Source organism: Methylophaga sp. UBA3603, from assembly GCF_002375335.1.
In the GTDB taxonomy this organism is placed as follows: Bacteria; Pseudomonadota; Gammaproteobacteria; order Nitrosococcales; family Methylophagaceae; genus Methylophaga.
Genome location: NZ_DFMC01000010.1, coordinates 223,507 through 250,154 on the forward strand (window position 1 = coordinate 223,507; position 26,648 = coordinate 250,154).

24 protein-coding genes and 1 other RNA gene are annotated in these 26,648 nt (G+C 46.7%); 14 read left to right on the forward strand and 11 right to left on the reverse strand.

The window, feature by feature from the left end; genetic code table 11:
- Nucleotides 1–83 precede the first annotated feature (83 nt).
- Complete coding sequence (locus tag B4F66_RS11865; RefSeq protein ID WP_292353688.1) at nucleotides 84–3,260, reverse strand: efflux RND transporter permease subunit; 3,177 nt, start codon at nucleotides 3,258–3,260, stop codon at nucleotides 84–86.
- Nucleotides 3,257–4,432 (reverse strand): efflux RND transporter periplasmic adaptor subunit, encoded by a 1,176-nt coding sequence (locus B4F66_RS11870; protein ID WP_292353687.1) that lies wholly within the window; start codon nucleotides 4,430–4,432, stop codon nucleotides 3,257–3,259. The genes B4F66_RS11865 and B4F66_RS11870 overlap by 4 nt, the downstream gene beginning before the upstream one ends.
- Before the next feature lie 146 nt (nucleotides 4,433–4,578).
- On the opposite strand from B4F66_RS11870, the gene B4F66_RS11875 reads away from it, so the two are divergent.
- Complete coding sequence (locus B4F66_RS11875) at nucleotides 4,579–5,079, forward strand: MarR family winged helix-turn-helix transcriptional regulator (protein ID WP_292353686.1); 501 nt, start codon at nucleotides 4,579–4,581, stop codon at nucleotides 5,077–5,079.
- Between the two features lie 31 nt (nucleotides 5,080–5,110).
- Here B4F66_RS11875 and ssrS read toward each other — a convergent pair.
- The 3 genes from ssrS to B4F66_RS11890 form a co-directional block, all read right to left on the reverse strand.
- Nucleotides 5,111–5,295, reverse strand: a non-coding RNA gene (gene ssrS, locus B4F66_RS11880) — 6S RNA.
- Between the two features lie 40 nt (nucleotides 5,296–5,335).
- Nucleotides 5,336–5,641 carry a cell division protein ZapA gene (locus B4F66_RS11885; RefSeq protein ID WP_292353685.1) on the reverse strand — a complete coding sequence of 102 codons (306 nt, stop codon included), beginning with the start codon at nucleotides 5,639–5,641 and terminating at the stop codon, nucleotides 5,336–5,338.
- Nucleotides 5,638–5,847 (reverse strand): TIGR02449 family protein, encoded by a 210-nt coding sequence (locus B4F66_RS11890; protein WP_069294960.1) that lies wholly within the window; start codon nucleotides 5,845–5,847, stop codon nucleotides 5,638–5,640. The genes B4F66_RS11885 and B4F66_RS11890 overlap by 4 nt, the downstream gene beginning before the upstream one ends.
- Before the next feature lie 105 nt (nucleotides 5,848–5,952).
- Between B4F66_RS11890 and B4F66_RS11895 the strand changes: the two genes are divergently transcribed.
- The 4 genes from B4F66_RS11895 to B4F66_RS11910 are packed head-to-tail and all read left to right on the forward strand — an operon-like array spanning nucleotide 5,953 to nucleotide 10,187.
- A complete protein-coding gene (locus tag B4F66_RS11895) occupies nucleotides 5,953–6,501 on the forward strand; it encodes a UPF0149 family protein (RefSeq protein WP_014708052.1) in 549 nt (182 codons plus the stop codon).
- Complete coding sequence (gene pepP, locus B4F66_RS11900) at nucleotides 6,501–7,811, forward strand: Xaa-Pro aminopeptidase (RefSeq protein ID WP_292353684.1); 1,311 nt, start codon at nucleotides 6,501–6,503, stop codon at nucleotides 7,809–7,811. The genes B4F66_RS11895 and pepP overlap by 1 nt, the downstream gene beginning before the upstream one ends.
- Nucleotides 7,812–7,815: 4 nt before the next feature.
- The gene (gene ubiH, locus B4F66_RS11905; RefSeq protein WP_292353683.1) at nucleotides 7,816–9,018 is read left to right on the forward strand and encodes a 2-octaprenyl-6-methoxyphenyl hydroxylase; all 1,203 of its coding nucleotides are present in this window, start codon (nucleotides 7,816–7,818) and stop codon (nucleotides 9,016–9,018) included.
- Nucleotides 9,015–10,187 carry a UbiH/UbiF/VisC/COQ6 family ubiquinone biosynthesis hydroxylase gene (locus tag B4F66_RS11910; RefSeq protein ID WP_292353682.1) on the forward strand — a complete coding sequence of 391 codons (1,173 nt, stop codon included), beginning with the start codon at nucleotides 9,015–9,017 and terminating at the stop codon, nucleotides 10,185–10,187. The genes ubiH and B4F66_RS11910 overlap by 4 nt, the downstream gene beginning before the upstream one ends.
- 4 nt (nucleotides 10,188–10,191) lie before the next feature.
- Here the strand turns inward: B4F66_RS11910 and B4F66_RS11915 are convergent, their stop codons facing one another.
- The 3 genes from B4F66_RS11915 to rhlB are packed head-to-tail and all read right to left on the reverse strand — an operon-like array spanning nucleotide 10,192 to nucleotide 12,503.
- Nucleotides 10,192–10,884, reverse strand: coding sequence for a hypothetical protein (locus B4F66_RS11915; protein WP_292353681.1), 693 nt, complete (start codon nucleotides 10,882–10,884; stop codon nucleotides 10,192–10,194).
- Nucleotides 10,871–11,200: a hypothetical protein gene (locus B4F66_RS11920; protein ID WP_292353680.1), complete on the reverse strand. Its 330-nt coding sequence runs from the start codon at nucleotides 11,198–11,200 to the stop codon at nucleotides 10,871–10,873. The genes B4F66_RS11915 and B4F66_RS11920 overlap by 14 nt, the downstream gene beginning before the upstream one ends.
- Nucleotides 11,187–12,503, reverse strand: coding sequence for an ATP-dependent RNA helicase RhlB (gene rhlB, locus B4F66_RS11925; protein WP_292353679.1), 1,317 nt, complete (start codon nucleotides 12,501–12,503; stop codon nucleotides 11,187–11,189). Before rhlB ends, B4F66_RS11920 begins: the two co-directional genes overlap by 14 nt.
- A 100-nt stretch (nucleotides 12,504–12,603) precedes the next feature.
- On the opposite strand from rhlB, the gene trxA reads away from it, so the two are divergent.
- The 7 genes from trxA (at nucleotide 12,604) to B4F66_RS11960 (ending at nucleotide 19,309) form a co-directional block, all read left to right on the forward strand.
- Nucleotides 12,604–12,930 (forward strand): thioredoxin TrxA, encoded by a 327-nt coding sequence (trxA, locus tag B4F66_RS11930; RefSeq protein WP_014708059.1) that lies wholly within the window; start codon nucleotides 12,604–12,606, stop codon nucleotides 12,928–12,930.
- Between the two features lie 130 nt (nucleotides 12,931–13,060).
- Nucleotides 13,061–15,223: a DNA helicase II gene (gene uvrD / locus B4F66_RS11935; protein ID WP_292353678.1), complete on the forward strand. Its 2,163-nt coding sequence runs from the start codon at nucleotides 13,061–13,063 to the stop codon at nucleotides 15,221–15,223.
- Nucleotides 15,224–15,238: 15 nt separating this feature from the next.
- The gene (locus tag B4F66_RS11940) at nucleotides 15,239–16,336 is read left to right on the forward strand and encodes a TRAP transporter substrate-binding protein (protein WP_292353677.1); all 1,098 of its coding nucleotides are present in this window, start codon (nucleotides 15,239–15,241) and stop codon (nucleotides 16,334–16,336) included.
- Nucleotides 16,337–16,338: 2 nt separating this feature from the next.
- A complete protein-coding gene (locus tag B4F66_RS11945) occupies nucleotides 16,339–16,590 on the forward strand; it encodes a hypothetical protein (RefSeq protein WP_292353676.1) in 252 nt (83 codons plus the stop codon).
- Nucleotides 16,577–17,110 carry a DUF411 domain-containing protein gene (locus B4F66_RS11950; RefSeq protein WP_292353675.1) on the forward strand — a complete coding sequence of 178 codons (534 nt, stop codon included), beginning with the start codon at nucleotides 16,577–16,579 and terminating at the stop codon, nucleotides 17,108–17,110. The genes B4F66_RS11945 and B4F66_RS11950 overlap by 14 nt, the downstream gene beginning before the upstream one ends.
- Nucleotides 17,110–17,982, forward strand: coding sequence for an EamA family transporter (locus tag B4F66_RS11955; protein WP_292353674.1), 873 nt, complete (start codon nucleotides 17,110–17,112; stop codon nucleotides 17,980–17,982). The genes B4F66_RS11950 and B4F66_RS11955 overlap by 1 nt, the downstream gene beginning before the upstream one ends.
- 106 nt (nucleotides 17,983–18,088) lie before the next feature.
- The gene (locus tag B4F66_RS11960; RefSeq protein ID WP_292353673.1) at nucleotides 18,089–19,309 is read left to right on the forward strand and encodes a DEAD/DEAH box helicase; all 1,221 of its coding nucleotides are present in this window, start codon (nucleotides 18,089–18,091) and stop codon (nucleotides 19,307–19,309) included.
- Here B4F66_RS11960 and ppc read toward each other — a convergent pair.
- On the reverse strand, nucleotides 19,306–22,149 hold the full coding sequence (gene ppc / locus B4F66_RS11965; RefSeq protein WP_292353672.1) for a phosphoenolpyruvate carboxylase: 2,844 nt from the start codon (nucleotides 22,147–22,149) through the stop codon (nucleotides 19,306–19,308). The genes B4F66_RS11960 and ppc overlap by 4 nt on opposite strands.
- A complete protein-coding gene (gene glgA, locus B4F66_RS11970; protein WP_292353671.1) occupies nucleotides 22,146–23,612 on the reverse strand; it encodes a glycogen synthase GlgA in 1,467 nt (488 codons plus the stop codon). The genes ppc and glgA overlap by 4 nt, the downstream gene beginning before the upstream one ends.
- 78 nt (nucleotides 23,613–23,690) lie before the next feature.
- On the opposite strand from glgA, the gene zwf reads away from it, so the two are divergent.
- Nucleotides 23,691–25,160 (forward strand): glucose-6-phosphate dehydrogenase, encoded by a 1,470-nt coding sequence (gene zwf / locus B4F66_RS11975; RefSeq protein ID WP_292353670.1) that lies wholly within the window; start codon nucleotides 23,691–23,693, stop codon nucleotides 25,158–25,160.
- A 61-nt stretch (nucleotides 25,161–25,221) separates the two neighbouring features.
- On the opposite strand, the gene asd is transcribed toward zwf, so the two are convergent.
- Nucleotides 25,222–26,112 carry an archaetidylserine decarboxylase gene (gene asd, locus B4F66_RS11980; RefSeq protein ID WP_292353669.1) on the reverse strand — a complete coding sequence of 297 codons (891 nt, stop codon included), beginning with the start codon at nucleotides 26,110–26,112 and terminating at the stop codon, nucleotides 25,222–25,224.
- Nucleotides 26,113–26,197: 85 nt separating this feature from the next.
- Here asd and B4F66_RS11985 point away from each other — a divergent pair, with 85 nt between their 5' ends.
- Complete coding sequence (locus B4F66_RS11985; RefSeq protein WP_292353668.1) at nucleotides 26,198–26,605, forward strand: flagellar basal body-associated FliL family protein; 408 nt, start codon at nucleotides 26,198–26,200, stop codon at nucleotides 26,603–26,605.
- Nucleotides 26,606–26,648 lie beyond the last annotated feature (43 nt).

The window sequence follows — 26,648 nt, forward strand, 5'->3', positions numbered from 1 at the left end:
CCTCCAAAAATTAGTGTGACGCTTAATCGGACTCGCTCGAGACCATGGAGTTTCAATGTTCAAACCAGCTCAGTCTGCTGAACTTAATTCACTTCATCAGCGGTTTGTTGCTGCTCGCGTTTATCCCTTAATGACGCCAGCCAGCGGCAGAAAACATAAAAGACCGGGGTAAATATCAGTCCGAAGAAGGTCACACCAAGCATACCAAAAAATACTGCCGTTCCTAAGGCCTGCCGCATTTCGGCGCCAGCACCAGAGGCCAAGACTAATGGTACCACGCCTAGAATGAAGGCAAAGGATGTCATCAGGATTGGACGCAAACGTGTACGTGCTGCTTCAACTGCAGCATCCAGTCGGCTCAAACCACGATCTTCAGCCTGTTTGGCAAACTCAACAATTAATATGGCATTTTTTGATGCCAAACCAATCAGCACCACAAAGCCAATCTGCACCAGAATGTTGTTGTCCATACCGCGTAAACTGACCCCAAGTATTGCTGCCAGTAAACACATAGGAACAATCAACACTACTGCAAGGGGCAGTAACCAGCTTTCGTATAACGCTGCCAGTAGCAGAAAGACAAAGACAACTGCCAGAGAAAAACTAAGAAAGGCTGTGTCGCCGGCTAACTTCTCTTGCAAGGCCAGCTCAGTCCATTCAAAACTGATTCCCTCCGGCAATGTATCGCTTAATAGTTCTTCGACAATGGCAAGTGATTCGCCACTGGAGTAACCCGGTGCGGTATTGCCCTGCACTTCGATCGCAGGATACAGATTGTAATGCGGCAGACGTATTGGTCCCGTAATGTTTTCAAACGTCGCTATCGTCCCAATGGGCACCATCGCTCCATTATCAGAGCGGGTACGTAATTTACCGATATCTTCAATTTCATCACGGTAAGGGCCATCCGCCTGCGCCACAACTCGATAAGTCCGATTCAGAAAGTTAAAATCGTTGACGTAACGTGAGCCAAGATAGATTTCCAGGGTATCGATAACATTGCCTACCGGTACATTGAGCATTTCTGCCCGGGTACGATCAATATCAGCGTAAATTCTGGGGGTTCCAGAGTTAAAGAAGGTAAACACTGCCGATAAACCATCTGTTTGATTTGCTGCGCCAATCACCTCATTGGTAACAGCCTGTAACCTTTCCAGACCAAGCCCGCCACGATCCTGAACATACAATTTCCACCCACCTGAGTTCCCCATACCCCTAACTGGCGGTGGTCTGATCGCAAAAGCCATCGCTGCATCAACCTGAGATAAGGCCTGCTGTGATCCTGCAACAATATCATCGATGGTAATACCGGCGGCAATGCGGTCTTCAAACGAATCCAATGGCGTAAAGATAACCGCTGAGTTAGATGCGTTGGTAAAAGTAGGCCCATCCAGACCAACAAACAAAACCGCATGTGCAACGCCGGGAACATTTCTTAAACGTGCCGAAGCTTCGCGTGCTGCCGCATCAGTTCTTTCCAACGTGGCGCCAGGGGGTAACTGTAGGACATTGATCAAATAACCTTGATCCTGTTCAGGAATAAACCCTGTTGGCACTTTATTGAACTGATAGCCAGTCAACATGATCAAACCGACGTATATCAGTAGCATTACCGTCATCATGCGTAACAACTTGCGTGTCAGTGCCGAATAACGATCCCCCATCCACTCAAAGGCACGATTAAAGCCATTGCCAAACGCACGAAATGGAGAACTAAGCTTGCCCCAAATACCATTTGGCTGATGGCCTTCAACATGTGGCTTTAATAACAACGCTGATAAAGCCGGCGATAATGTCAAAGAGACAATCAGCGAAATAATGGTTGCTGTGGCAATGGTCAAGGCAAATTGCTGATAAAATGCCCCGGAAATGCCTGAAATAAAAGCCGTCGGAATAAATACGGCAGTCAATACGATGGCAATAGCCACCAAGGCGCCGCCCACTTCATCCATGGTTTTATGTGCCGCTTCTCGAGGAGTGAATCCATCTCGTATGTAACGCTCCACATTTTCAACCACAACAATGGCGTCATCAACCACAATACCGATTGCCAATACCAATCCAAATAACGACAGGTTATTTAATGAAACTCCTAGCAAGGACATGACGGCAAACGTACCAATCAGTGAAACCGGTATGGCCAAAATAGGAATAATGGATGCTCGCCAGCTCTGCAGGAACAGCATTACCACCAAAATAACCAGAATGATGGCTTCTAGAATGGTGTGATAAATCTTCTCGATGGATTTGGCGATAAACTCGGTTGGATCGTAAATAATCTGGTATTCGACCCCATAAGGCATACTTTGAGCAATATCTTTCATCTCTGCCCGTAACGCCTGAGCAGTTTCCAATGCATTGGAACCCGGGCGTTGGAAGATAACGACCGGTAAAGCCAGATTGTCATCCAGATAACCGATGTTGTTATAGTCCTGTGCAGCCAACTCGACTCTGGCTAAATCCCGTAATCTCACGGTCCGGCCATCAGTGCCACGTTTTACAATGATATTGCCGAATTCTTCTTCTTCCAGCAGCCGGCCCTGTGTTTCCACACTCAACTCAAAACCGCCTTTGGTTTCAATCGGTTCTCTGTTGATAGTACCGGCAGCAATCTGGGTGTTGTTCTCACGTAAAGCGGCAACTACTTCATTCGCTGTTAAACCAAACGACTGAGCCCGTTCCGGATCAATCCAGATCCGCATTGCATAAGCCCGCTCTGCAACAATCCGCGCCTCACCGACCCCGTCTATACGGGCCAACCGGTCAACTACCTGGGTTCTGGCATAATTTGAAACATAGAGGTTATCGCGACTGCCATCTGAAGACAGAATATGAATAACCATCATCAAATCAGGTGAGTTTTTACGAATATCGATACCTTGTCGAGTCACCTCCTCCGGAAGTAAGGGCTCGGCAATGGCAATGCGGTTTTGCACCAGCACCTGCGCTGTATCTAAATCGGTACCCGGCTTGAACGTAATATTCAGTGAGGTGCGTCCATCTGAGGTATTTTCAGATTTCATGTAGAGCATGTTCTCTACCCCGTTGATCTGCTGTTCCAATACTGTCGCTACAGTATTACCAGCCGTTTCGGCTGTGGCGCCAGGGTAGGTGGCAGTGACCGCTATACTGGGCGGCGCAATTTCAGGGTACTGTGCAACAGGCAAATTGTTATAGGCAATTGTGCCCACCAGGACAATCAGGACCGAAATAACGGTCGCGAAAATTGGTCTTTCAACAAAGAAATGGGTGAACTTCATGAGTCTTGTCCGTCATCATTAGGCTGTTCATCAGCTTGATATGGAACAGCATTCACTTCGGCACCCGGACGAGCTCTCAGCAAACCTTCAACAATAATGCGATCTGATGTTGTCAATCCACTTCTGATAACCCGCATATCACCTTGTAGCGTGCCAAGTTCAACCGGTTTAGGAATGACTTTGCCTTCGGCATCCACCGTCATCACTATTTTGGCTGCCTGATCGGTCACAATCGCTTTATCCGGAACCAGCATCGCTTCTGCATTTTGACTGGTTGGTAAACGCAAACGGGCAAAAAGTCCTGGACGTAAGACACCATCGGCATTGTCAACAACGACGCGCATTCTCAGCGTACCCGTATTTTCGTCCAGCCGATTATCAACAAAATCGATGCGACCTTCACGCGTCCAGTTCTTTTCATCAATTAATTTAAGTTCCGTCGGCATGGTTCTGCCATTAACCAATTGCTCCTGGCCCTCTGGCAAACGAATCAATTCCAGATATTCTGTTTCTGATACGTCAAAAACAAAATGCAGCGGGTCCAGCGAGACAATGGTGGTCAGAGGTTCACCTGTATCTCCACTGCCAATTAGATTACCGACGTCAACACGGCGATTTGAAATCCGTCCACTTACCGGAGCGGTAATTTTGGCGTACTGTAAGTCCAGTTTAGCGGTTTTCAACGCAGCTGCAGCAGATGCAACATTAGTATTGGCTTCCTGAAAACGTGCCCGACGGGTATCCACCTCTTCCTGAGAAATCGCACTCTGGGTTAATAACCTTTCACCCCGTTTGGTATCCAGGTCAGCCAGTTTCAGTTGACTCTCCATTCTGGCCAGTTCTGCTTCAGCTCTGGCCACTGCCGCTGCATAAGGCCGCGGATCAATTTCAAATAATAAGTCGCCCTTTTCTACCATCTGGCCATCGTCGAAATGCACTTTATCCAGATAGCCCGTTACTCTTGCGCGCAATTCAACCATCTCCACCGCTTCAAAACGACCGGTGAATTCTTTCCACTCAGTCAACGTGCGAACTTCCGGTTCTACCACCTGAACTCTGGGAAGGTTTTGTTCAGCGCTGACGGAATGACACAGAAGGCTTAACGAGAAAAAAGCGGTGATTGCTAAAGCCTGCAGATAAGAGGGCTTAGTATCAAGTGAGTTATCACGCATGACAGATCCTTTGTTATTCGCTGGTGAAAGCGAGGGGAATAGCTTAGAATTCTTTCTAGAAAGGTTTCTGGAAAGACTAATGCAAGATTCTTTTACGTGCAAGTAAATTTTTTTGTCATAATTCTGTCATCTCAGGAGGAACTCACTTGGCAGATCGCTTATTAAGTATAGAAGAAACACTCGAACAAATGCGCAGTTGCTGGCACAGCGATGATCTTGCTGTAGCAGAGACAATAAAGCGGCTGTTTCGTGCGCGTGAATTATTTTTTTCTGATGCAAAAATTGTGATGGAGCAATTTCATCTGAATGTGGGTGAATTTGACGCGTTGGTATCATTGCGCTTGCAGGGGCCACCCTACGAGCAAACCCCATCCAATATATGCCAGGTGAATCTGGTGAGCTCGGGGGGGTTAACCAAAGTGCTTAACAGTCTGGAAAAAAACGGCTTAATCACTCGGCGACAATGTTCGGATGATCAGCGGAGTCGGTTGGTGAAACTGACCGATAAAGGCAAAAAGCTGATTGAGGAAGCGTTAGAGATAGTCTTGGCAAGACATGAAAAACAACTTAGCGATGCGTTAAGCAGTGATGAGCGTGAGATGCTCAATAGGTTATTAACGAAGATTAATCAGCTCGGCATGCGCTGATCTGAATCTGCACACAACAGAGAATTTAAAGAAAGGCCCCACAGTGGCGTTACGAACGGGGTTCTTGAACCTGTTGGTTCAAGTGGGAAACCGCATGGGGATGGCAAACTTCCCGTCGGAGCGGGCTTGTTTTTCAACCCCGTAAATTTGGTTTCCTAAAGCATTTGCTTATCGGCTCAAGACAACACATGTCGCTATCGCTCACCGCAGGGTTAGTTAAATGATACGCAACTTTATTCGCCAAGTCGTCAGTATTTTATAATTCCAACTGCCTATCTTCGTTAATAAATGCACTAACCCGCTCTTTAAGCAGAGAAATTTTTTCATTAACTTTTTTGATGTCCTGACTTTCATCCTGCTGTAATGACAGCAACTCATGCGCAATATTTAAAGCCGCCATAACTGCAATGCGATCAACCCCTACCACCTTCCCGGTGTTACGGATTTTTTCCATGTTCTGATGCACCATACGTGCAGAGGCAATTAGCGCATCTTGTTGATCTTCGGGACAGGCAACTTGATAATCTTTACCGAGGATTGTGACGTTAACAGGTACGGTCATAGTTCTTCATCCAGCTGCTTCAGACGGTTCACCATATTCTCGATGCGGTTACGGGCAATTTCAGTTTTTTCAACTAATTGCGCACGCTCACTCAGCCAGGCTGCCTGCTGAGAACGAAGTAACATATTCTCTTCACGCAAGCGTCTACTGGCCCGTAACAGCTCATCGAGCTGCTGTTCCAATTGTTGAATCGGGTTTTTATCCATTAATATGCGTCTTGGCTATGCGAGAATAATGCCTAACTATAGACGTGCGCCGTTGACCCGGTCAACAACTGCATGATGTGTTTTTTAATTTCAGGTTGTATCTCTATGTCTCAATTATATTTTCCATCCCTGTCGCCGGAAAACGTGACCGCCGATGGTCCTGCCAGCACAGCCGAGTTGCAGGGCGCATTATGCGGTTTGTTGTGTATGAATTCTCAGGCCAATCGTAATACCTGGTATAGCGATTTATTTGAGGATTACCATCCTGGCGAAGAAGAAAAACAAAACCTGCTGGGTCTGTTTGATGAGACGATGCAGTCGCTTAACAGTCTTGATTTCGATTTTCAGCTGGAATTGCCGGATGATGACGCACCTTTGGGCTCACGGCTTGCTGCTTTAAGCGATTGGTCTCAGGGCCTGGTATACGGGTTGGGTGTTTCTGGTCTGACCAACGAAACTGAACTGCCGGCAGATTGTCAGGAGTATCTAACAGATGTGTTACAAATCAGTCAGGTTGATGATATTGAATTGCAACCCAGTGACGATGACGATAATAACTATGAAGAATTAGTGGAATATCTCCGAATGGGTCTGTTCCTCCTTTATGGTGAGTTAAATCCGACTACTCCCGAAGACAAGATAATTGAGCATTAATGACTAAAAAAGAATTCGCCAAACGGCGCCAGAGATTGATGGAAATCATGGGCCCGGACAGTATTGCCGTGTTACCAAACGCTGTGGTTCACCCACGTAACCGCGATGTCGATTTTCCATTTCGCAGTGACAGCAATTTTCATTACCTTTGTGGTTTTGATGAGCCAGAGTCAGTTTTGGTATTGATCCCCGGACGGGAACATGGCGAATTCATCCTGTTCTGCCGGGAACGCGATCTCGATAAGGAAATCTGGGATGGTTATCGTGCCGGTCAGGAGGGTGCCATTGCATTATATGACGCAGATGATTCTTATCCTATCGCCGATCTAGATGATATTTTGCCGGGATTGATGGAAGACAAGGAAAAAGTCTATTACACCATGGGTAACCAACCTGCATTTGATCAGCATATGGTAGGTTGGCTAAATCATCTTCGCCAGGCCTCCCGCTCAGGCAAACACTCTCCTACTGAAATCATCGAACTGGAACATTGCCTCAATGAGTTACGTCTGTTTAAGAGCAGCCAGGAAATCAAGAGCATGCGCTACGCGGCTGAAGCGTCAGCCAAAGCACATATCCGGGCGATGCAGTTTACCGAACCGGGTAAGTTCGAATATGAAGTCGAAGCGGAACTGATTCATGAGTTTATGAAACATGGCTGCCGCAGTCCGGCCTACCCTTCTATTGTCGGTGGCGGTGAAAACGGCTGTATTCTGCATTACATCGAAAATAACAGTAAATTGAAAAACAATGATCTGTTATTAATTGATGCCGGTGCCGAATATCAATGTTATGCCGCAGATATCACTCGAACCTTCCCGGTGAATGGCAAATTTACTCCGGCTCAGCGTGAGTTGTATCAAATTGTGCTGGATGCGCAATATGCCGCTATTGAGGCAGTCAAACCTGGAAACCACTGGAATCAACCGCATGAAGCGGCTGTGCAGGTTCTCACGGAAGGTTTGGTCAAACTCGGTTTGCTTCAGGGAAATGTTGATAAGTTAATTGAAGATCAGGCTTATCGTGAATTCTATATGCACCGCACCGGCCACTGGCTGGGAATGGATGTGCATGATGTCGGTGATTATAAAATCGATTGTACCTGGCGCTTACTGGAACCAGGCATGGTGTTAACCGTAGAGCCTGGTTTGTATATCCGCGATCCGGAACATATTGATAAAAAATGGCATTTCACTGGAATTCGTATTGAAGATGATGTGCTGGTGACCAAAGAGGGTCACGAAGTATTATCTGCTGACGCGCCGAAAGAAATTGACGACATTGAAGCCCTGATGGCAGGAGCTCGCTAACATCGTGAAAGCCGATTTTGATCTACTGATTGTTGGCGCTGGCATGGTAGGGTCAAGTTTGGCCCTCGCGCTACAAAATAGCGGTTTACGTATTGCTTTGGTGGAGGCTCAGGATCTGCTGGAACACCATCAACCCGGCTTTGATGATCGTGGCATTGCCTTGTCTTACGGCTCCCAACGAATTTTTGAAACCATGCAACTTTGGTCTCAGCTCGAGGATAAAGCCACTCCGATTCACGGCATTCATATTTCAGACCGGGGGCATTTTGGCGTAACGCGTCTGACTGCCCAGAAAGAAAAGGTTCCCGCGTTGGGTCAGGTGATGACCGCAAAACATCTGGGTATTCAATTAAATCAGGCATTACAGCAACACCCAACGTTAAGCATTATGACACCACTTCAGGTTGACAGTCTGGAGCAAACCGCTACATCAGTCACTGTAACGCTATCTGATGGCCAGCAACTCACCAGCAGATTACTGGTCGGTGCCGATGGACAGTTTTCCACCATTCGGGAGTTGCTGGGATTAACCATTTGGCAACGCGAATATCAGCAAACCGCCATCACAGCGAATGTGATACCTGAACGAGCTCATCAGAACTGGGCTTACGAACGCTTTACTGAACATGGACCGTTAGCCTTATTGCCCATGTCTGAGGGTCGTTGCAGTTTGGTATGGACGGTGAAAACAGGTGAAGAGCGTGCCCTGTTAGCAAGTAACGAACAGCAATTTGCTGAACGGCTGCAGAAAGCCTTTGGCTATCGTCTCGGCCATTTTGAAAAAATTGGTCAGCGTAGCTGCTACCCATTAGGTTTAATGCAAACCAATCAGCCTGTACAAAATCGAGTTCTATTAATTGGCAACGCAGCCCATAGTCTGCATCCCATTGCCGGTCAGGGCTTTAATCTTGGCTTACGTGATGCAGCGGTTCTGGCAGAGTTGATTGCCGCCCATCCTGAAGACTGTGGTCACGCCAGTCTGTTACAGGATTATTCCGACTGGCAGCAACAGGATCAGGATAAAGTGGTCAATGCTACAGATTTTCTGGTGAACACCTTCAGCAATAACCATTTTCTGCTTGGACATGGTCGTTCGCTGAGTCTTGCGTTACTTAATGGACTGCCTGGATTAAAAAATCAGCTGGCTAAAACAAGCATGGGACTTAGCGGTAAACAGTCCAGACTCAGTCGGGGACTGCCATTATGAAAAACCACTATGATGTGATTATTGTCGGTGGTGGCATGGTCGGCACCACTTTTGCCCTGTTACTGGCAAAGCAAACTGATTTACAAATTGCCTTAGTTGAAGCGCATCAAACAGAACAACTGGCGGTTGATGATGTTCCATCGCAACGTGTCAGTGCGATTAATCCTTCAAGCCAGCAAATCCTGACAGAGATAAATGTCTGGCAAAATCTGTATACCTCACGACTGGGTCCCTTTGAAAAAATGCAGGTTTGGGAAACAGTCGATAGCGTTCTGCATTTCTCGGCAGCTGAAATCGGGGTCGATTATCTTGGCCACATTGTTGAAAATCAGCTTATTCAGCATCAAGCAATCGCTTTAGCAGCCAATCATCGGCAAGTTGATTTAATTTGTCCCGAAAAGCCCCAACATTATCAAACAGGTCAAATCACTCTGGAAAATGGCCGCGTTTTAACCGCCGACCTCATTGTGGCTGCAGATGGTGCGCATTCCTTATTACGCGAGCAAGCCGGGATTACTAGCCGAGGCTGGGCTTACCAGCAACATGGTCTGGTCGCGACCATACGCACTGAACAGCCCCATCAGAAAACCGCCTGGCAGCGTTTTTTACCCGGTGGACCTCTCGCCTTTTTACCGTTAAATGATACGCATTTGTGCTCGATCGTTTGGTCCTTACCAACTGAGCAGGCAGAACACCTTAAAGCGCTCGACAAAAACAGTTTTGAATTGAGACTAGCAGAAGCATTTGACCATCAACTGGGCAAAGTAGAGCTGGTTTCTGAGCGGGCCAGTTTCCCGCTGGCATTAGCACATGCCAGAGACTATGTGAAACCGGGGTTCGCCTTGCTTGGTGACGCAGCACATACTATTCACCCGTTAGCCGGGCAAGGCGTGAATATTGGCTTGCAGGATGCCATGGCGTTGGCAGAAACGCTTGCCTGGGCAGTACAGCAGCAGCGTCAGATTGGCAGCTTGCATACGTTAAAAAAATATCAGCGGCGACGTTTGGCAGAAAATCTGCTGATGCAGTTCTCCATGGATGGTTTTCATCGACTGTTTACTCAATCAGCCAGCCCCATCAGCTGGTTAAGAACAATCGGTATGAGACAGGTCAATAAATCACAGTGGCTGAAAAACCGTATTATGCTGCAGGCTATTGGCGGAAAATAAGATATCAGATAGGTAAGAACATCATCGAGGCCGCCTGCACCACCACTGTTTTGACCAACCGGCCGTTTTTCTGCGCAATGATGGCGGAAATATTATCCTGTGTCGCAATCATGCCACCGATAATCCGTTGAAAGCTCAAATTCCGGGATTCATCCTGCACACTATCACTGAGTAATAACCGCTTACCCTTTGCATCACGTCGTTCCGCCAGCATCCACGCCGCAATTTCGATATTTCTTGCGCTGTTATAGAGTTTTTGTTGATCAATAGATGACAGATAATAAAATTCTGACTGATTGTTGTACGAAGCCATTAACATCCGCCGCATGCCCACGGTGAAGGCCAGCACCCTGTCACCATCATAATCATCCGTCAGAGCCAGACGAATAATCTCGGTCGGTTCAAATCCATCCCATTTGGCAAAACCGACATCCGCCGGATACATAAATAATCTGGCTACGCTGTCTTCCAGTGTACGCATATGGCGGTCATGACGCTGATAGGGATTACGTTGATAAAGTTTGATAGTTAACGTTTTCAGATCCTGCATAACCCGTTGCTGATGCAGCTCGATAACATCGTCAATGTTACTTTTGGCAAAGCTGGAAAGGTTAGGTGAACCATCACTCGAATTGGCCGCACAAGCTGAAAATAAACCGAAAACACTGCACATCAAGACAAGCTTAAGCCATCGCATCAAATAATCTCTCCTGAGTCGGAACATCCTTAAGGGCCTCTACCTGCAGGTAGGCCTGTACTTGTGCTGGCAATCTGTTCTGGGCTGTATACTCACGCTCAGTTTCACGATTGGTCAGACTGAAATTACGAATATAACGCGCTTGTTGACTATCATTATCACTGGTTACCCCAATGACTGGACGGCTGATAACAGGCTGGCGATTTACATTATTGAAATCAGATTGTTTATCCAACAACACCGGGAGTCGGACAGACGACTCATCCGGTTGTCTTGTCGGAGTAAAAAGTACCGGTAAGTTACTATTGATTTGCATCCGAAGTTACCGGTTTTTTGGGGCCATTATTGCGCTTGCCGCTGCGCGGACGATTGTTATTGCTATTATCTCCACGAGTTTTATTTTTATGGCGTGGGTCCGGATTCCGTTCAGCTTTAATTCTGGGCTGAGGTGTTTCAAGCTGCTCATCGGTGCTTTGCGCTACCGGCAATTTATGTTTGATATATTGCTCTATATCAGGCAACGAAAAAGCATATTCTTCACAGGCCAGACTTATCGCAATACCACTGGCACCTGCACGCGCGGTTCTACCCGTACGATGCACATAGTCTTCAGCATCCTGCGGTAAATCAAAGTTGAACACATGACTGACTTCAGGAATATGTAGCCCACGCGCGGCCACATCGGTTGCCACCAGATACGGAAACTCACCATCCTGGAAATGTTTTAACAGGCTTTCACGTTTTTTCTGCGGTACATCGCCAGATAATAAAGCAGCTTTGTAGCCATTTCCTTCCAGAAACCCCCATACCCGCTCGGCGACTTGTTTTGTGTTGACAAAAACAATGCTGCGGATAGGCTGAATTCGCTTAATCAACGCCAGCAGTAGCGGTATTTTTTCTTCATTTGACGGGTAATAAACCCATTCTTCAATCCGATCACCCATCATTTTTTCCGGTTCGATCTGCACTTTTTCCGGATTATTCATATGTTCGTAAGCCAGCTCAGTCACTTTATAACTAAGTGTGGCAGAGAAAAGCATACCTAAACGCTTTTCAGGACTGGGTAAGCGGCGCAGAAAAAACCTCACATCTTTAATAAAGCCCAGATCAAACATCCTGTCGGCTTCGTCCAGCACCACTGCTTCAATATTGTTAAGGTTAAACACCCGTTGTTTATGGAAATCCAGCAGACGTCCCGGTGTACCAATCAAAACATCACAACCGTCATCGATTGCATCACGCTGACGTTGATAATCTTTACCGCCATGAGCGATCACAATGCGCAATCCGGCATGACTATTTAGTAATTCAGCATCTTTTACAATCTGAATTGCCAATTCCCGAGTGGGTGCCAATATTAATGCGCGAGGTTGCTTTGAAGCAGGTTTTTGCGCATCCTGATTCGTTAATAAGCGTTGAAATGTGGCCAATAAAAAGGCGATGGTTTTTCCGGTGCCTGTTTGTGCCTGACCCGCGACATCGTGGTTTGCCAGCAATAAAGGTAGAGACTGAGCCTGAATCGGCGTGCAAAATTCAAAACCGGCTTGCTGCAAGCCTTTCTGCAGGAGCGGATGGAGTGGCAGCGATGAAAATGCCGTGTCGGTGAGGTGAGCACTCATATAAATACTTGCATTACCTTTACTGATAAGAAAAAATGTTACTCAATGTTGGCTTGCGAGTATAGCGGTCCAATACTTTAGATACCACTGGAGATAAAACATGAGCGAAAACGTCACTAATGTGACCGATGGCGACTTTGACAGCCTGGTTCTACAGTCTGATATGCCTGTATTGGTTGATTACTGGGCTGAATGGTGCGGTCCATGCAAAATGATTGCGCCGGTGCTGGAAGAAATTGGCGCTGAATACGCAGGCAAATTAAAAGTTTGCAAACTGAACATCGATGAAAATCCAGATACCCCACCTCGTTATGGTATTCGTGGTATCCCGACATTGATGCTGTTTAAAGATGGTGAAGTGGAAGCCACAAAAGTCGGCGCTTTGACCAAATCACAATTGGCTGCGTTTCTCGACAGCAACATCTAAATCCATAATGCAATGCTATCCCCACCATCTGTGGGGATAGTTGTATCTATAGATGCCTTAACCCACTGCATCGCATATTATTTCGAGCTGATGCTTTTCCGGGCCACCACTCCGAAATGTTACGAAACTAATGGATGTATCTGAACTACTTGATGATCTGAACAAACCACAACGCGAAGCAGTTGCTGCACCGCTGGGGCATACGCGAATTCTTGCTGGTGCCGGAAGTGGTAAAACACGTGTTCTGGTACATCGAATTGCCTGGCTGATTCAGGCAGAAGCCTTATCACCGGCAAACATCCTTGCAGTCACTTTTACCAATAAAGCTGCCGCAGAAATGCGTGGTCGTATCGAACAGATGCTCGGCTATCCTATTGGCGGTATGTGGGTTGGTACATTCCATGGTCTGGCGCATCGCTTACTTCGTTCGCACTGGCAGGAGGCTGGTCTGCCGCAAGGTTTCCAGATCCTCGACAGCGATGATCAATTGCGCATGATCAAACGCATTATCCGTGGCATGTCTCTGGATGAAGCGCAATGGCCGCCCAAGCAGGCTCAATGGTATATCAACGGCCAAAAGGACGAAGGTCTTCGTGCCGCGCATTTGCAAGCTGGGGAAGATCCGTATTCACAAAACATGCTGGCAATTTATCTGGCCTATGAACAGGCCTGTGAACGTGCCGGTGTAGTCGATTTTGGCGAGTTACTGCTGCGCAGTCATGAATTGTGGCTGAAACGTCCAGATATTCTGTCGCATTATCAACAACGGTTTTCGCAGATCCTGGTCGATGAGTTTCAGGATACCAATACCATTCAGTATGCCTGGATAAGAGTACTGGCCGGTCAGACCGGACATCTGTTTATTGTCGGTGACGACGATCAGTCAATTTACGGCTGGCGTGGCGCCAAAATTGAGAATATCCAGAAATTTCATAAAGATTATCCCGACGCCAGTACTGTTAGGTTGGAGCAGAATTATCGTTCCACCGGCAATATTCTGGCCGTAGCCAATGCGGTTATCGCGAATAACAGTGAACGTCTTGGCAAGGAACTGTGGACCGAGGATGCCGATGGTGAACCCATCCAGCTTTATAACGCTTATAACGAACGCGATGAAGCCGCCTATCTGGTGCAGGAAGTACGCAACTGGATGAATCAGGGTGGACAACGCAGTGATGTTGCCGTGCTGTATCGTTCCAATGCTCAGTCACGGGTCATTGAAGAAGCCTTGATGCAATCGGCTGTACCCTATCGGGTTTATGGTGGTTTGCGCTTTTTTGAACGCGCTGAAATCAAGGATGTATTGTCATATCTGCGATTGGTCAGTAATCGTCGTGACGATGCTGCCTTTGAACGTATTGTAAATACGCCCACCCGAGGTATTGGTGCAGCCACGTTAACCCAGCTGCGCCAATATGCCCGGGAAACCAATCAATCCATGTGGCAATCTGCGGTGGATACCTTACAACAAAAAGTTTTCCCTGCCAGAGCAGCCAACGCCTTATCGAGTTTTCTGGAGCTGATTGATTCACTCACACCTGAAGATGACACCATGTCATTACATGAACTGACTGCACTGGTGATCGACGAAAGCGGTTTACGTACCCATTTCGCCAAGGACAAAACCGAAAAGGGCCAGGGTCGCATTGAAAACATGGACGAACTGATTAACGCCAGTCGTGAATTTATGCGCGCTGACGATGAAGAAGAGATGCCGTTACTGGATGCTTTTCTTGCGCACGCCGCTTTGGAAGCTGGCGAAAACCAGGGTGATCAATGGCAGGATTGTGTGCAGTTAATGACCCTGCATTCCGCCAAAGGTCTGGAATTTCCCATCGTCTTTATGGTGGGTATGGAAGAAGGCCTGTTCCCGGGGCAGAAATCAGCTGATGACCCGCTGCGACTGGCCGAAGAGCGCCGTCTTTGTTATGTCGGCATGACCCGGGCACGCAAAACACTCTATCTGTTGTATACCGAATCACGCTATTTGTATGGGCAGGAAATGCATCCTCGCCCTTCGCGCTTTTTGAGTGAAATTCCCGCTGAACGAGTTCATCAGGTACGTTCTCCACAAAATATGGCCGCATCTGGTCTGACGGCACTTGCCAGTCGATCACAATCAGCTGATGATAACGGGTTCAGAACCGGGCAACAGGTGATGCATCAGAAATTTGGTCAGGGTGTGATTATTGACACTGAAGGCAATGGCAGTCACGCTCGTGTTCATGTGAATTTCAAACAAGCCGGAAGTAAATGGCTGGTATTGGCCTATGCCAAACTTGAAACCTTGTAATTCAGGAAAACGATAATGCATTTATCCGTATTTATACGACGCTTGGCATTGCTGGTAAGCATCTGCTTACTCTCCGCCTGTGGTCCTGATGACACTGGCCCGTTTAACGAAGAAATTGATACCAGTAAAATCTATCGATGGAAAATGGTAACAGCCTGGCCCCCGGGTTTCCCGGTACTGCAGGAAGGGGCTGAACGCTTTGCCGCCAACCTTGAAGCCATGTCCAATGGCCGCCTCAAGGTTAAAGTATTTGCCGGTGGTGAGTTGATTCCGGCTTTGCAGACATTTGACGCTGTTTCTCAGGGAACCGTTGAAATGGGCCACGGCAGTGCCTATTACTGGGCGGGTAAAGTACCAGAAGCGCAGTTTTTCTCTACCGTGCCATTTGGCATGACCCCACGCGGCATGAATGCCTGGTTATATCATGGTGGTGGCCTGGATTTATGGCGTGAAGTCTATGAGCCATACAATATTGTGCCTTTTCCGTTAGGCAATACCGGCATTCAAATGGGGGGGTGGTTTAATAAAGAAATCAACTCGATGGCCGATTTGCAAGGCTTAAAAATGCGTATCCCCGGCTTAGGAGGTAAAGTTTTCGCCAAAGCCGGCGGTAATCCTATTCTGCTTGCTGGCAGTGAAGTTTATACCGCACTGGAACGCAATACCATTGACGCCACTGAGTGGATTGCGCCCTACCACGATCAACGTCTGGGTCTGCATCGCGCAGCCAGATTTTATTATTATCCGGGCTGGCAGGAACCAGGTGCTGTGCTGGAACTCAGTATTAATAAACGTGCCTGGGATTTATTGCCGCCTGATTTACAAGCTATTATCGAAAATGCAGCCAAAGCAGAAAATTTGTTAATGGCCTCCGAAATGGAACAGAAGAATGTGGCTGCACTGGCAGAGTTACGTCAGCGCGATGATATCAATATCGTTCCCTTCCCAGCGGATGTATTGAATACGCTCAAAAAAATTACTGAACAGACTCTGGCTGAAGAAGCCGCGGAAAATCCTAAATTCAATCGTGTTCATCAAGCCTATAAAAACTTTCGTGAACAGGATGAAGATTGGGCGACTATCTCTGAAAAAGCCTATTTGGATATCCCATAATCATGGTACTTATTATTTTTACTCGTGAGGGTCTGGAAGCTTTTCAGGCTGAAATCAGTGATGATATTTCAGCCATCTGGCATAACCCGCAGTTGCTGACAGAAACTGAAATCGATCACTTTAAAAACCATGGAATCGATTGTGTCGAGTTGCCGCAGATGATTGATGTTGAAAATAATAAGTCGACATTGTGGGCTTTGGAGTATGTCGAGAAAAACAGCCAGGATCAGGAGATTATGATTGAGTGCCCTTAATAAAATGGTAAATTTCGGCCTGACTTTACTGCTGAGTCTGGCTTTAGCATCTACTCTCCACGCCAGCGAATGGGATCAGGCTCGTCTGCAACTTGAACAGCCACAAACGATTACTGTATATCGTGACGCCAATTGTCAGTGCTGCCATAAATGGATTGAGCATCTCGAAAAACATCAATTCGAAGTGATTGATAAGATCCGTAATGATATGGCGACAATTAAACAAAAACTTGGTGTGCCCAACAATATGGCTTCCTGTCATACCGCCGTTATTAATGATTTTGTGATCGAAGGCCATGTGCCGGCTGATGATATTAAACAATTACTGATCGATAAACCTGCTCATATCAAAGGTTTGTCGGTTCCGCAGATGCCGGTCGGTACACCAGGCATGGAAATGGGCTCACGCAAGGATCATTTTATCGTCTTCAGTTTTGATCCGGACGCCAACTACCAGATGTTTAATGCTTATCAAACCAATGCTGAAAATAATTATCTGCCATTAAACTCTGCTGAGTAATGGAGTTACTGATTGTCCTAGGGAGGATATTTTCCTCCGCCGCGGCTAACGTTTTTCAAAAACAGTTCACTCACAAAGGTCTGCATTCACTGTTTATCGTGATGCTTTCCTATCTCGTTCTGGCCTGCATTAGTCTGCCTTTAATACTATTGGTGGAACACAGTGCCATTGATCATCGCTTCTGGATCAATATTCTGCTGGCTGCTCTGCTGGATATGGCGGGCACTTTATTTCTGGTGTTGTCTTTATCCAAAACTGATTTATCGGTTTTCGGCCCACTGAACGCGTATAAAGTTGTATTTTCGATGATTCTTGCGCTGATCTTTCTGGGCGAAGTGCCCAGTATGCAGGGGCTCAGCGGGGTTATAATCATTTTGCTTGGCAGTTTTTTGTTATTCCCTCCGGCCACAACTCCATCTGCAAACCGACTATCGCAATTATTCATGCAACGCGGCGTGCAATATCGGTTTTTATCCATACTGTTATTTTCAATTGGCACCCTGCCACTTAAAAATGCCGTATTGAGTGGCGGTGCACTGGCAACCACAGTCTATTGGTGTTTATTTGGCCTGCCATTATCGATTGGTCTGTATTACTGGTTTGGTGGCAAACGCTGGCAAATGGACTGGCAAGCAGCCAGACAACACCGCAGTCATTTTCTCTGGCTGGGCGGGTTTATTTTTTTGATGCAATACACCACCATGCTGATTTTTTCGCAATTACTGGTGGCCTATTCGCTGGCGTTATTCCAACTCAGTATGGTATTGCAGGTGTTTCTCGGCTACCGCATTTTTCATGAAAAACATATTCTTCGCCGATTAGCGGCTTGCGCAGTCATGATTGCTGGCTGTTTGCTGGTTTTGACTACCTGAAGTAAAACAACCACATCAGGCTTAGCAGCAATATTGTGTTATATTGCCCGCCACTTCTATGCCTGTTGTGATCCCACAGGCGCTTTCGACTGATAAGATAAACACCATGACTTTTGACGATCTATTCCTTGATGATGAATTGATTGCCGCTGTGCGCGACAGTGGTTTTGAAAAACCGACTGAGGTACAGCAACTGGCGATCCCGGCATTATTGGCCGGTCAGGACGTATTGGCCTGTGCCGCTACCGGTACCGGGAAAACGGCGGCCTTTATCCTGCCAATTTTGCAACGCCTCAATGATGAACGCCATAAGCACGATCAGGCTCGTATTCTGATCCTCGCTCCAACCCGCGAACTGGCATTTCAGATCCAGCATGTGTTTCATCAACTCGGTAAAGCCTTTAAACCGACCATCGCCATGTTGACCGGCGGTGCCTCGCCTTGGGCGCAGGTGCAACATGCTACTGCTCAATGCGACATTATTATCGCTACGCCCGGTCGTCTGTTAAGTCTGGTAAATGATGAATCAGTCGATTTATCAGCAGTTGAACTGGTCATTATTGACGAAGCCGATCGCATGCTCGATATGGGTCAGGGTCCTGATGTGCTGATGGCGCTCGCCGCTATTAAATCAAAATTCCAGGCTGGACTATTCTCGGCAACCTTGGCAGGCAGTGGTGTCAGAATTTTTGCCGACGAACTGCTTACCGACCCGCAGGAAATTCATATTAATGCGGCCAATCAACTGGCAGAGAATGTTACTCAGCAGGTTTATCTGGCTGATAACCGTGAACATAAACAGGCTTTATTATTAGCATTTATCAACGCACCGGCCTGCCAACGAGCCTTAGTATTCTGTAATAAAAAAATCCGTGCTGAAGAAGTTTGCGACTGGTTACAGTCACAGAATATCTCCGCTCAGCTGTTACATGGTGATTTTGATCAATCTGTACGCCGCGAACGGATTCGTAAATTCCGCGCCGGCCAAATCAAGGTCACAGTAGCCACCGATGTTGCTGCCAGGGGGCTGGATGTGGCAGATATTACCCATGTTATTAACTACGATCTGCCGTTTCGCGGTGATAACTATATTCATCGTATTGGCCGTACCGGTCGGGCAGATAAACATGGCACGGCGATTAATCTGGTTGAACCGCACGATCTGAAAAATCTGGAACGCATTGAATATCACCTTGGCCACAGCTTACCCATCCGCAAATTGAAGGGGCTTGCACCCAAGGCCAAGGCTAACAAGGCACGATCCAAAAGCAAGGAAGATAAACCGCGTTATATTCCCAAGAAGGATCGTTCTGCCAAAGACGATTAACCGGTATTACGCATTCCCTGTGAAATGGCGCTGATAGTGCGCAACAACGGATCGCGCCATTTGGCTGTTTCCGCATCACTGTAATCGCCATGCCGATAACGTTTCAATAACAGTAACTGGATATGATTCAGCGGATCCAGGTAAGCCTGCCTTCTTCGTAAAGACAAGGCTAATTGGGGATTTTCGGCCATTAGCGTCTCCGCCCCTGTCAGTTGTAATAATTGACTGGCTGTTTGCTGGTATTCATTACGTATAACAGAGAGTACCTGTTGCGCCTGCTGTTTATCGATACACAAATCAGCATATTCTGCCGCGATATCCATATCGGCCTTGGAAAGTGACATCTGTGTATTACTCACCATTGCCCGGAAAAACGGCCATTCAAAATACATTTTTTGCAGTATTTGACGTCTTTCAGGATCCTCAGAAATCCACGTGGCAATCGCACTGCCAATCCCATACCAGCCTGGCAAGGTATGTCTTGATTGCGCCCAGGCAAACACCCACCCAATCGCTCTGACCGAAGACTTGGATCGATCGCCGACCTTACGATGTGAAGGCCGTGAGCCAATATTCATCAAACCGATTTCACTGATTGGGCAGGCTTCATAGAAATAGTCGAGAAAGCCGGGAGTCTGCTCGGTCAATTGTCGATATTGCTGTTCACCCAACTGTGCCAGTTGCTGCATGATCGAAAGGTATTCGGGCTTTTCCTGAGCTGAATCGGTTACCAGTCCCCTGCTGGCTTTAATTAATGCAGAGACCCCCATACCTAACTCATAGGCCGCAGTTTCAGTATTACCGTATTTAAATGACAGCACTTCACCCTGCTCGGTAAACTTGATCTGACCGTGCACGGTATCGACCGGTTGAGCCAAGATGGCATCATGCGTCGGGCCACCACCACGGCCGATGGTGCCACCACGGCCATGAAACATTCGGCAACCGATAGCATATTGTTCTGAAAGTCGACTGACCGTTTTCTGCGCCTGGTATAAATTCCATGCAGATGCCAGAATGCCACCATCCTTACAGGAATCCGAATAGCCAAGCATGACTTCCTGCATATTGCCCGAAGCACTGAGCAAGGTGCGGTACTGACTGTTCTCAAGCAAAGCAGACATTACCGGCTCGATATGCTCAAGATCCTCAATGGTTTCGAATAATGGTGCTACCCGGATATGGCAAAACCAGCCATGTTCATCCTGACCAATTAAATCGGCAAATCTGGCCAGCAGCATTACTTCCAGAATATGACTGGCCTGATGGGTCATGGAAATCACATAATTACCAAATGCTTTTTCACTGACCTCTACCCGCAGTCGGGCGATTAATCTGAATACATTGAGAATTTCCAGAGAGTCTGGCTGCAAATCGCCGTATATTTCTGGCAATCTGGGGGCCGACAGTAAATCCGATAACAACGTCTGGCGCTCTGCTTCATCCATTTGCAGATAATGGCGATTGAGGCCAGTGAGCGCTAATATCTCGCCCACCGCATCAGTATGCTTTGATGATTCCTGACGAATATCGAGATTATAAAGATAAAACCCAAAGGTTTTGACCAGCCGAATCAGATCGGTGAGTTCAGCGGCAGCTATCGCGATATCGCCATTATCCACCAGTGATTTATGTATCAGGTACAAATCCGCCAGAAACTCATCTTCGTTATGATAGGCCACACCGAGACTTTCAATTTGCAGATCCGGGCGAAAGAATTCTTCCAGAACAGCCAGATTATCTTTGAGCCGATAGCGCATCATATAAAGCTTGCGGCGGTAAGGCTCATTAATAAACCGTTGCGGATTGGTTGAAAAGGCTCCGGCAAAACGTTGTTCGCTCAGTTCGATATCGGTAGCCAAATCAGCATTGATCTCGCAGAGTGGCTGCGTCTGCGTCAGAATAAAACTGAGTTTAGTGACATCTTCCAGATAACGTCGAATTACCGTGCGCTTTTGCAGCGCTATCGCCATTTCCGTTGTTTGCGCAGTGACAAAGGGATTGCCATCACGGTCCCCACCAATCCATGAGCCAAAACGTAAATAATCTGGCACCACAATTGGTGTTTCCGGATCCAGTTCATCACCATAAACCCGACGAAGAGCATTCTCCAGGTTACGATAACTGCGTGGCACTGCATCAAACAGACTGACATTGAAATAATACAATCCGTTTTTGATTTCATCGCGAACTGATGGTTTAACCGCTCTTACTTCATCAGTTGACCAGAGCAGCTGGATTTGGCGTTTCAATTGGTTACGAATCTGCTGTTGATCAAACGGTGTTATCAGACCTTCAGTAAGTTTCTCATCAAGCAAAAACACGCGACGTAAGATTTCCATCACGGTGCGTCGTTTGGACTCGGTTGGATGGGCGGTAAACACCGGCATAAAAACCAGTTTTTCCAGCAAATCCTGTAGCTGTTTGATTGATACACCTTCATTTTTGAACTGAGTCAGTGTATCCAGAAACGAACCATGCCAGAGATTTCCACCGTTTCGCAGTTGAATTTGTCGATTATGGTGGTGATAGGCTTCTTCAGCCGTGTTGACCAGACTGAAATACAGATTAAAAGCGCGGATAACTTCACGTAAGGTCAGTTCATCCAACGATTCAATTTTATCCTTGAGAGTTTGACGCAGCTCAACATCATCTTCCTTACGCAGTCGGATAAATCCTTTGCGTAACTGCTCAATCACCTGATAAACCTCAGGCCCGGACTGTTCAGCGATAACTTCGCCCAATAAATTCACCAAAAAACGGACGTGTGAACGTAAATCTTTGTCCATAAGTAAATCAAGCGCCACAGCGCTACTGAAATCAACTTGCCGTGTTGTCATGAGTTATCCACTAATTGCTGATAAAGGTGCAAATAGGCTTGCGCGCTATTTATCCAACTAAAATCCTGCACCATTGCAGTCAGCATCATCCGTCGCCATAACCGGGGATGTGAAAATAATTCATTCACCGTTAACAGAGTATTGTACAAATCCTCGACGGTGGGCTTGGTAAATTTAAAGCCTGTTGCCAACATCTGTTTACGATTTTCTTCGTTCGCATCGACTACTGTGTCGGCCAGGCCACCGGTATTTCTGACGACAGGTAACGTGCCATAGCGCAGACTATACATTTGGTTCAAACCACAGGGTTCAAATCGTGATGGCATCAAAAACGAATCAACACCCGCCTCGATTTTATGCGCCAATGCTTCATCATAACCAAATTGGATGCCCACTTTATCAGGAAATCTGGCACGTAAAACACGCAAATCCTGTTCAAATCCGGCTTCGCCACTTCCCAAACAAACCAATTGGACATCTTTGCCTTCTGCCAGTAGACGATGAATCGCATCAATCGTGAGATCCACACCTTTTTGCGACACCAGCCGACTGATCATGCCAAACATCAATGTGTCGGCTGATTCGGGAAGAAAGAAATGCTGCTGCAATGCTTTTTTATTGAGCAATTTGGGTCGCAGGTTTTTAATACTGTAGTGGTGACTGATGAACTTATCGGTTTGCGGATTCCATTCCTGAGTATCAATACCATTCACGATACCACTGAGTCGTGATTGTTCTGAACGCAAGGCCAGTAAACCTTCCAGGCCATAACCGTATTCGTAATGACAGATTTCCTGCGCATAGGTGGGGCTGACGCTGGTGATGTGGTCGGCATAAACCAGGCCACCTTTCATAAAGGACATCATGCCGTAAAATTCAATGCCCTCAATCTGCCATAACGCATCAGGCAAATCGAGCATCTCAAATACTTCACGGGAAAACAACCCTTGGTAGGCCATGTTATGAATGGTGAAAACAGTAGCCGGGCGAGTCTTTTCCAGGCTGAGTAACGCAGGAATCAGACCGGTCTGCCAGTCATTACAATGCACTACATCGGGTTGCCAGTCTAATCCAGCATGATTGGTGGCTACCGCTACAACAGCGCGGCAAAATAACGCAAAACGTGCCGCATTATCCGCCCAGTCTGCCCCTTGTGTATCGCAATAAGGTCCACCATCCCGATCAAAATGCTCAGGAGAATCCACCAGCAACACGACAACATCACTATCCGGTAATTGTGCTTGCAGAAGCTGGATAGGCTGATGATAGCCCTCCAGTTTTACTGTGGCAATCAGCGGACATTCGCCTAATTGCTGCAGTGTGGCACGATATGCCGGCATGATAATACGAATATCCTGCTGCATCTGTGAAAGGGCCAATGGCAGACTGGCTGAGACATCCGCTAAGCCACCGGTTTTTATCAGCGGATGCACTTCACTACTTGCAAACAGAATTTTTCGCACTATGCTCTCCCAAAATTGTACAATTACTCAATTATATACGCTCAAAGGCATAGTCACAGCCTTGTAACGGGAGAAACCATGCAACCTTGTACTATTGTTATTTTCGGCGCCACCGGCGATCTGTCCCAGAAAAAACTGCTGCCCGCCTTGTATCATTTACAAGCGGAAAATCGTTTAACCGACGACACCCGCATCATTTGTATGGGACGCAAAGAAAGCACCCAGGAAGAGTGGCAGGAGCTGGTAACAGAATACGTTACTCCCAGAGTTCGTGGTGGCATCGATAACGATTTACTGCAAACTTTTCTGAAGAAAGTGCATTATTTCAAATGTGATATCAACGAAGCCTTCAGCTATCACGAATTGAAAAAACTGATCACTACACCGGAAAATGGTTTCTCTCAAAATATCGTTTTTTACCTCTCCATCAGTCCTTCTCTATTCAGCGTAGTGGGCGATCAGCTTTCTGCAGTTGGGTTGAATCAGGAAACTGATGGCTGGCGTCATCTGGTGGTCGAAAAACCCTTTGGTTACGATCAGAAAAGTGCCGCTGAACTGGAACGCATTCTGCGCAAAAACTTCACCGAAGAACAGACTTACCGTATCGATCATTACCTGGGTAAAGGCACGGTTCAGAATATCTTTGTTTTCCGCTTTGCCAATTTGTTGTTAGAACCCTTGTGGAATCACAAATACATTGATCACGTACAGATCACCCATGCCGAACAACAAGGTGTTGGTGGCCGTGCTGGCTACTATGATGGTTCGGGCGCTTTACGTGACATGATTCAAAGTCACTTATTGCAAGTGATGGCATTGGTCGCAATGGAACCACCTGCAGACATGGATGATGAATCATTACGCGATGAAAAAGTAAAAGTTCTCAAATCAATTCGTCCAATCACTAAAGACATCGTTGATCAACATGCTTTCCGTGGCCAATATGCGGCAGGTGAAATCAACGGCAAACCGGTCAAAGGTTATCTGGAAGAAGATGATGCACCTGCAGGCAGTGTGACCGAAACGTATGCCGCGATGAAAGTCTATATTGATAACTGGCGCTGGCATGGTGTGCCTTTTTATCTGCGTACAGGTAAATGCATGCCTGAATCAAAAGCGATGATTGCCATTCGCTTTAAAAAACCGCCTTTGGAATTATTCAAAGACACCAAAGTAGGTGAAAGTCATGCCAACTGGATTGTCATGGGTCTGCAACCTGACAATACGTTGCGTATTGAACTACAGGCCAAACAACCCGGGTTGGAAATGAAAGCGCATACCGTTGGTCTGGAAACAATGGAGTCCGATGACAACAAGCACAAGCTTGATGCTTATGAAGCATTAATCCTGGATGCTATCCAAGGTGATCGTTCTTTATTCCTGCGTGCTGATGAAGTCAATCTGGCCTGGAAAGCGGTTGATCCGATCCTGGAGAAATGGTCTGAAGAAAAAGATTTCATCCACACCTATAAAGCGGGTACCTGGGGTCCGGAAGAAGTGGAGCAATTAAAGGACAACAGTTGTCACGCCTGGCGTAACAATGTCTAGATAGCAAACAAAAAAACCGGACAATGTCCGGTTTTTTTTTGCGTTTGATTATTTAGATACCTCAGGTCAGGGCCTGACCCAGTTTTATCTTCATCTCGGCTTTCCAGTTATCTGTCCAGGTTGGCGCGCCAGGTGGTAACAATAAAACCACCGTCGACCCCATGTTGAAACGCCCCATCTCCTCACCTTTATTCAGACGAATATGGGCATCGGTATAGTGCCAGTCCAGAATACCTTTGGTGTATGGCGGTGTAATCTCGCCTTCATGCCACACTGTTTCCATACTGCCAACAAAAATAGCGCCAACCAGAATGAGCGCCACAGGTCCAAAGTCGGTCTGAAAAATTGTGACCACGCGCTCGTTGCGGGCAAACAATCTCGGTACACCGCGAACGGTAAGTGGGTTAACCGAAAATAATTTCCCCGGTATATAGCGCATTCGGGTCAGACTTCCTGAAACAGGCATATGGATTCTATGGTAATCACGTGGTGACAGATAAATTGTCGCAAATTGTCCCCCATCAAACTTTTCCGCTACTGCTGAATCGCCACCTAATAGTTCGAGCGTTGAATAATCATGGCCCTTGGCCTGTACAATTCTGCCTTGTTGGATAAAGCCCAACTGGCTTAAACAACCATCTACCGGAGAGACAACTACGTCACTCCCCAATGCGACTGGTCTGGTTTGGGGTTTAATTTTGCGGGTAAAAAAAGCATTGAAATGCTGATAGGAATTAATATCTGGATTTACCGCTTCCGACATATCCACCTTATACTGGCGAATAATAATTGAGATTATGCGATTCTTAAACCAGGGTGTGGTTAATCGACAAATTCGGTGCATCAGCAGTGATAATAAGTGTTGTGGCAGACAGTATTGTGGCAGGGTCAGCCAGAAATCTTTTTTGCTCGCTCTCGGCACCTGATTTTGCTTTAGTTCATTATTAGACAAATTGCCCCCTTTCACGCATTACCTAAGCTTGTCATAATCAGTTGCTGATATCACCAGCTCATTCCGCAAAGGAGTATACCAAGTCATGAAAAATCTGCTGAACGCATTAATAATCACATTGCTCAGTTTTACCAGCTATGTATGTTATGCGGGAGGTGGCCAGCCGAATCAACCATTGTATTACGTTATTGAAGAGCCCTTTACCATTAATTTTTTGCGGCAAAGTGATGATCAGGCACGTTATCTGCAAATCAAGGTAGCGTTAAAGTCAGAAGATCCAGCCATCCTGGCCAGTGCAGAAAGTAACCTACCAATGATTCAGGACACGCTGCGTATTCTATTTGCAGAGCAAAATATGGATTCAGTAAAAAGTCTGGAAGGTCGTACCCAACTCCAGGAAGAAGCTTATCAGCGTATTAAAGCCATTTTTGAAGAAGAGACAGGTAACAGCAACCTTGAAGCAGTGTATTTCACTACCTTTCTCTGGCAATGAACAGGCACGGTATTTGCTTTGAATAATTTATCGATAGGACATA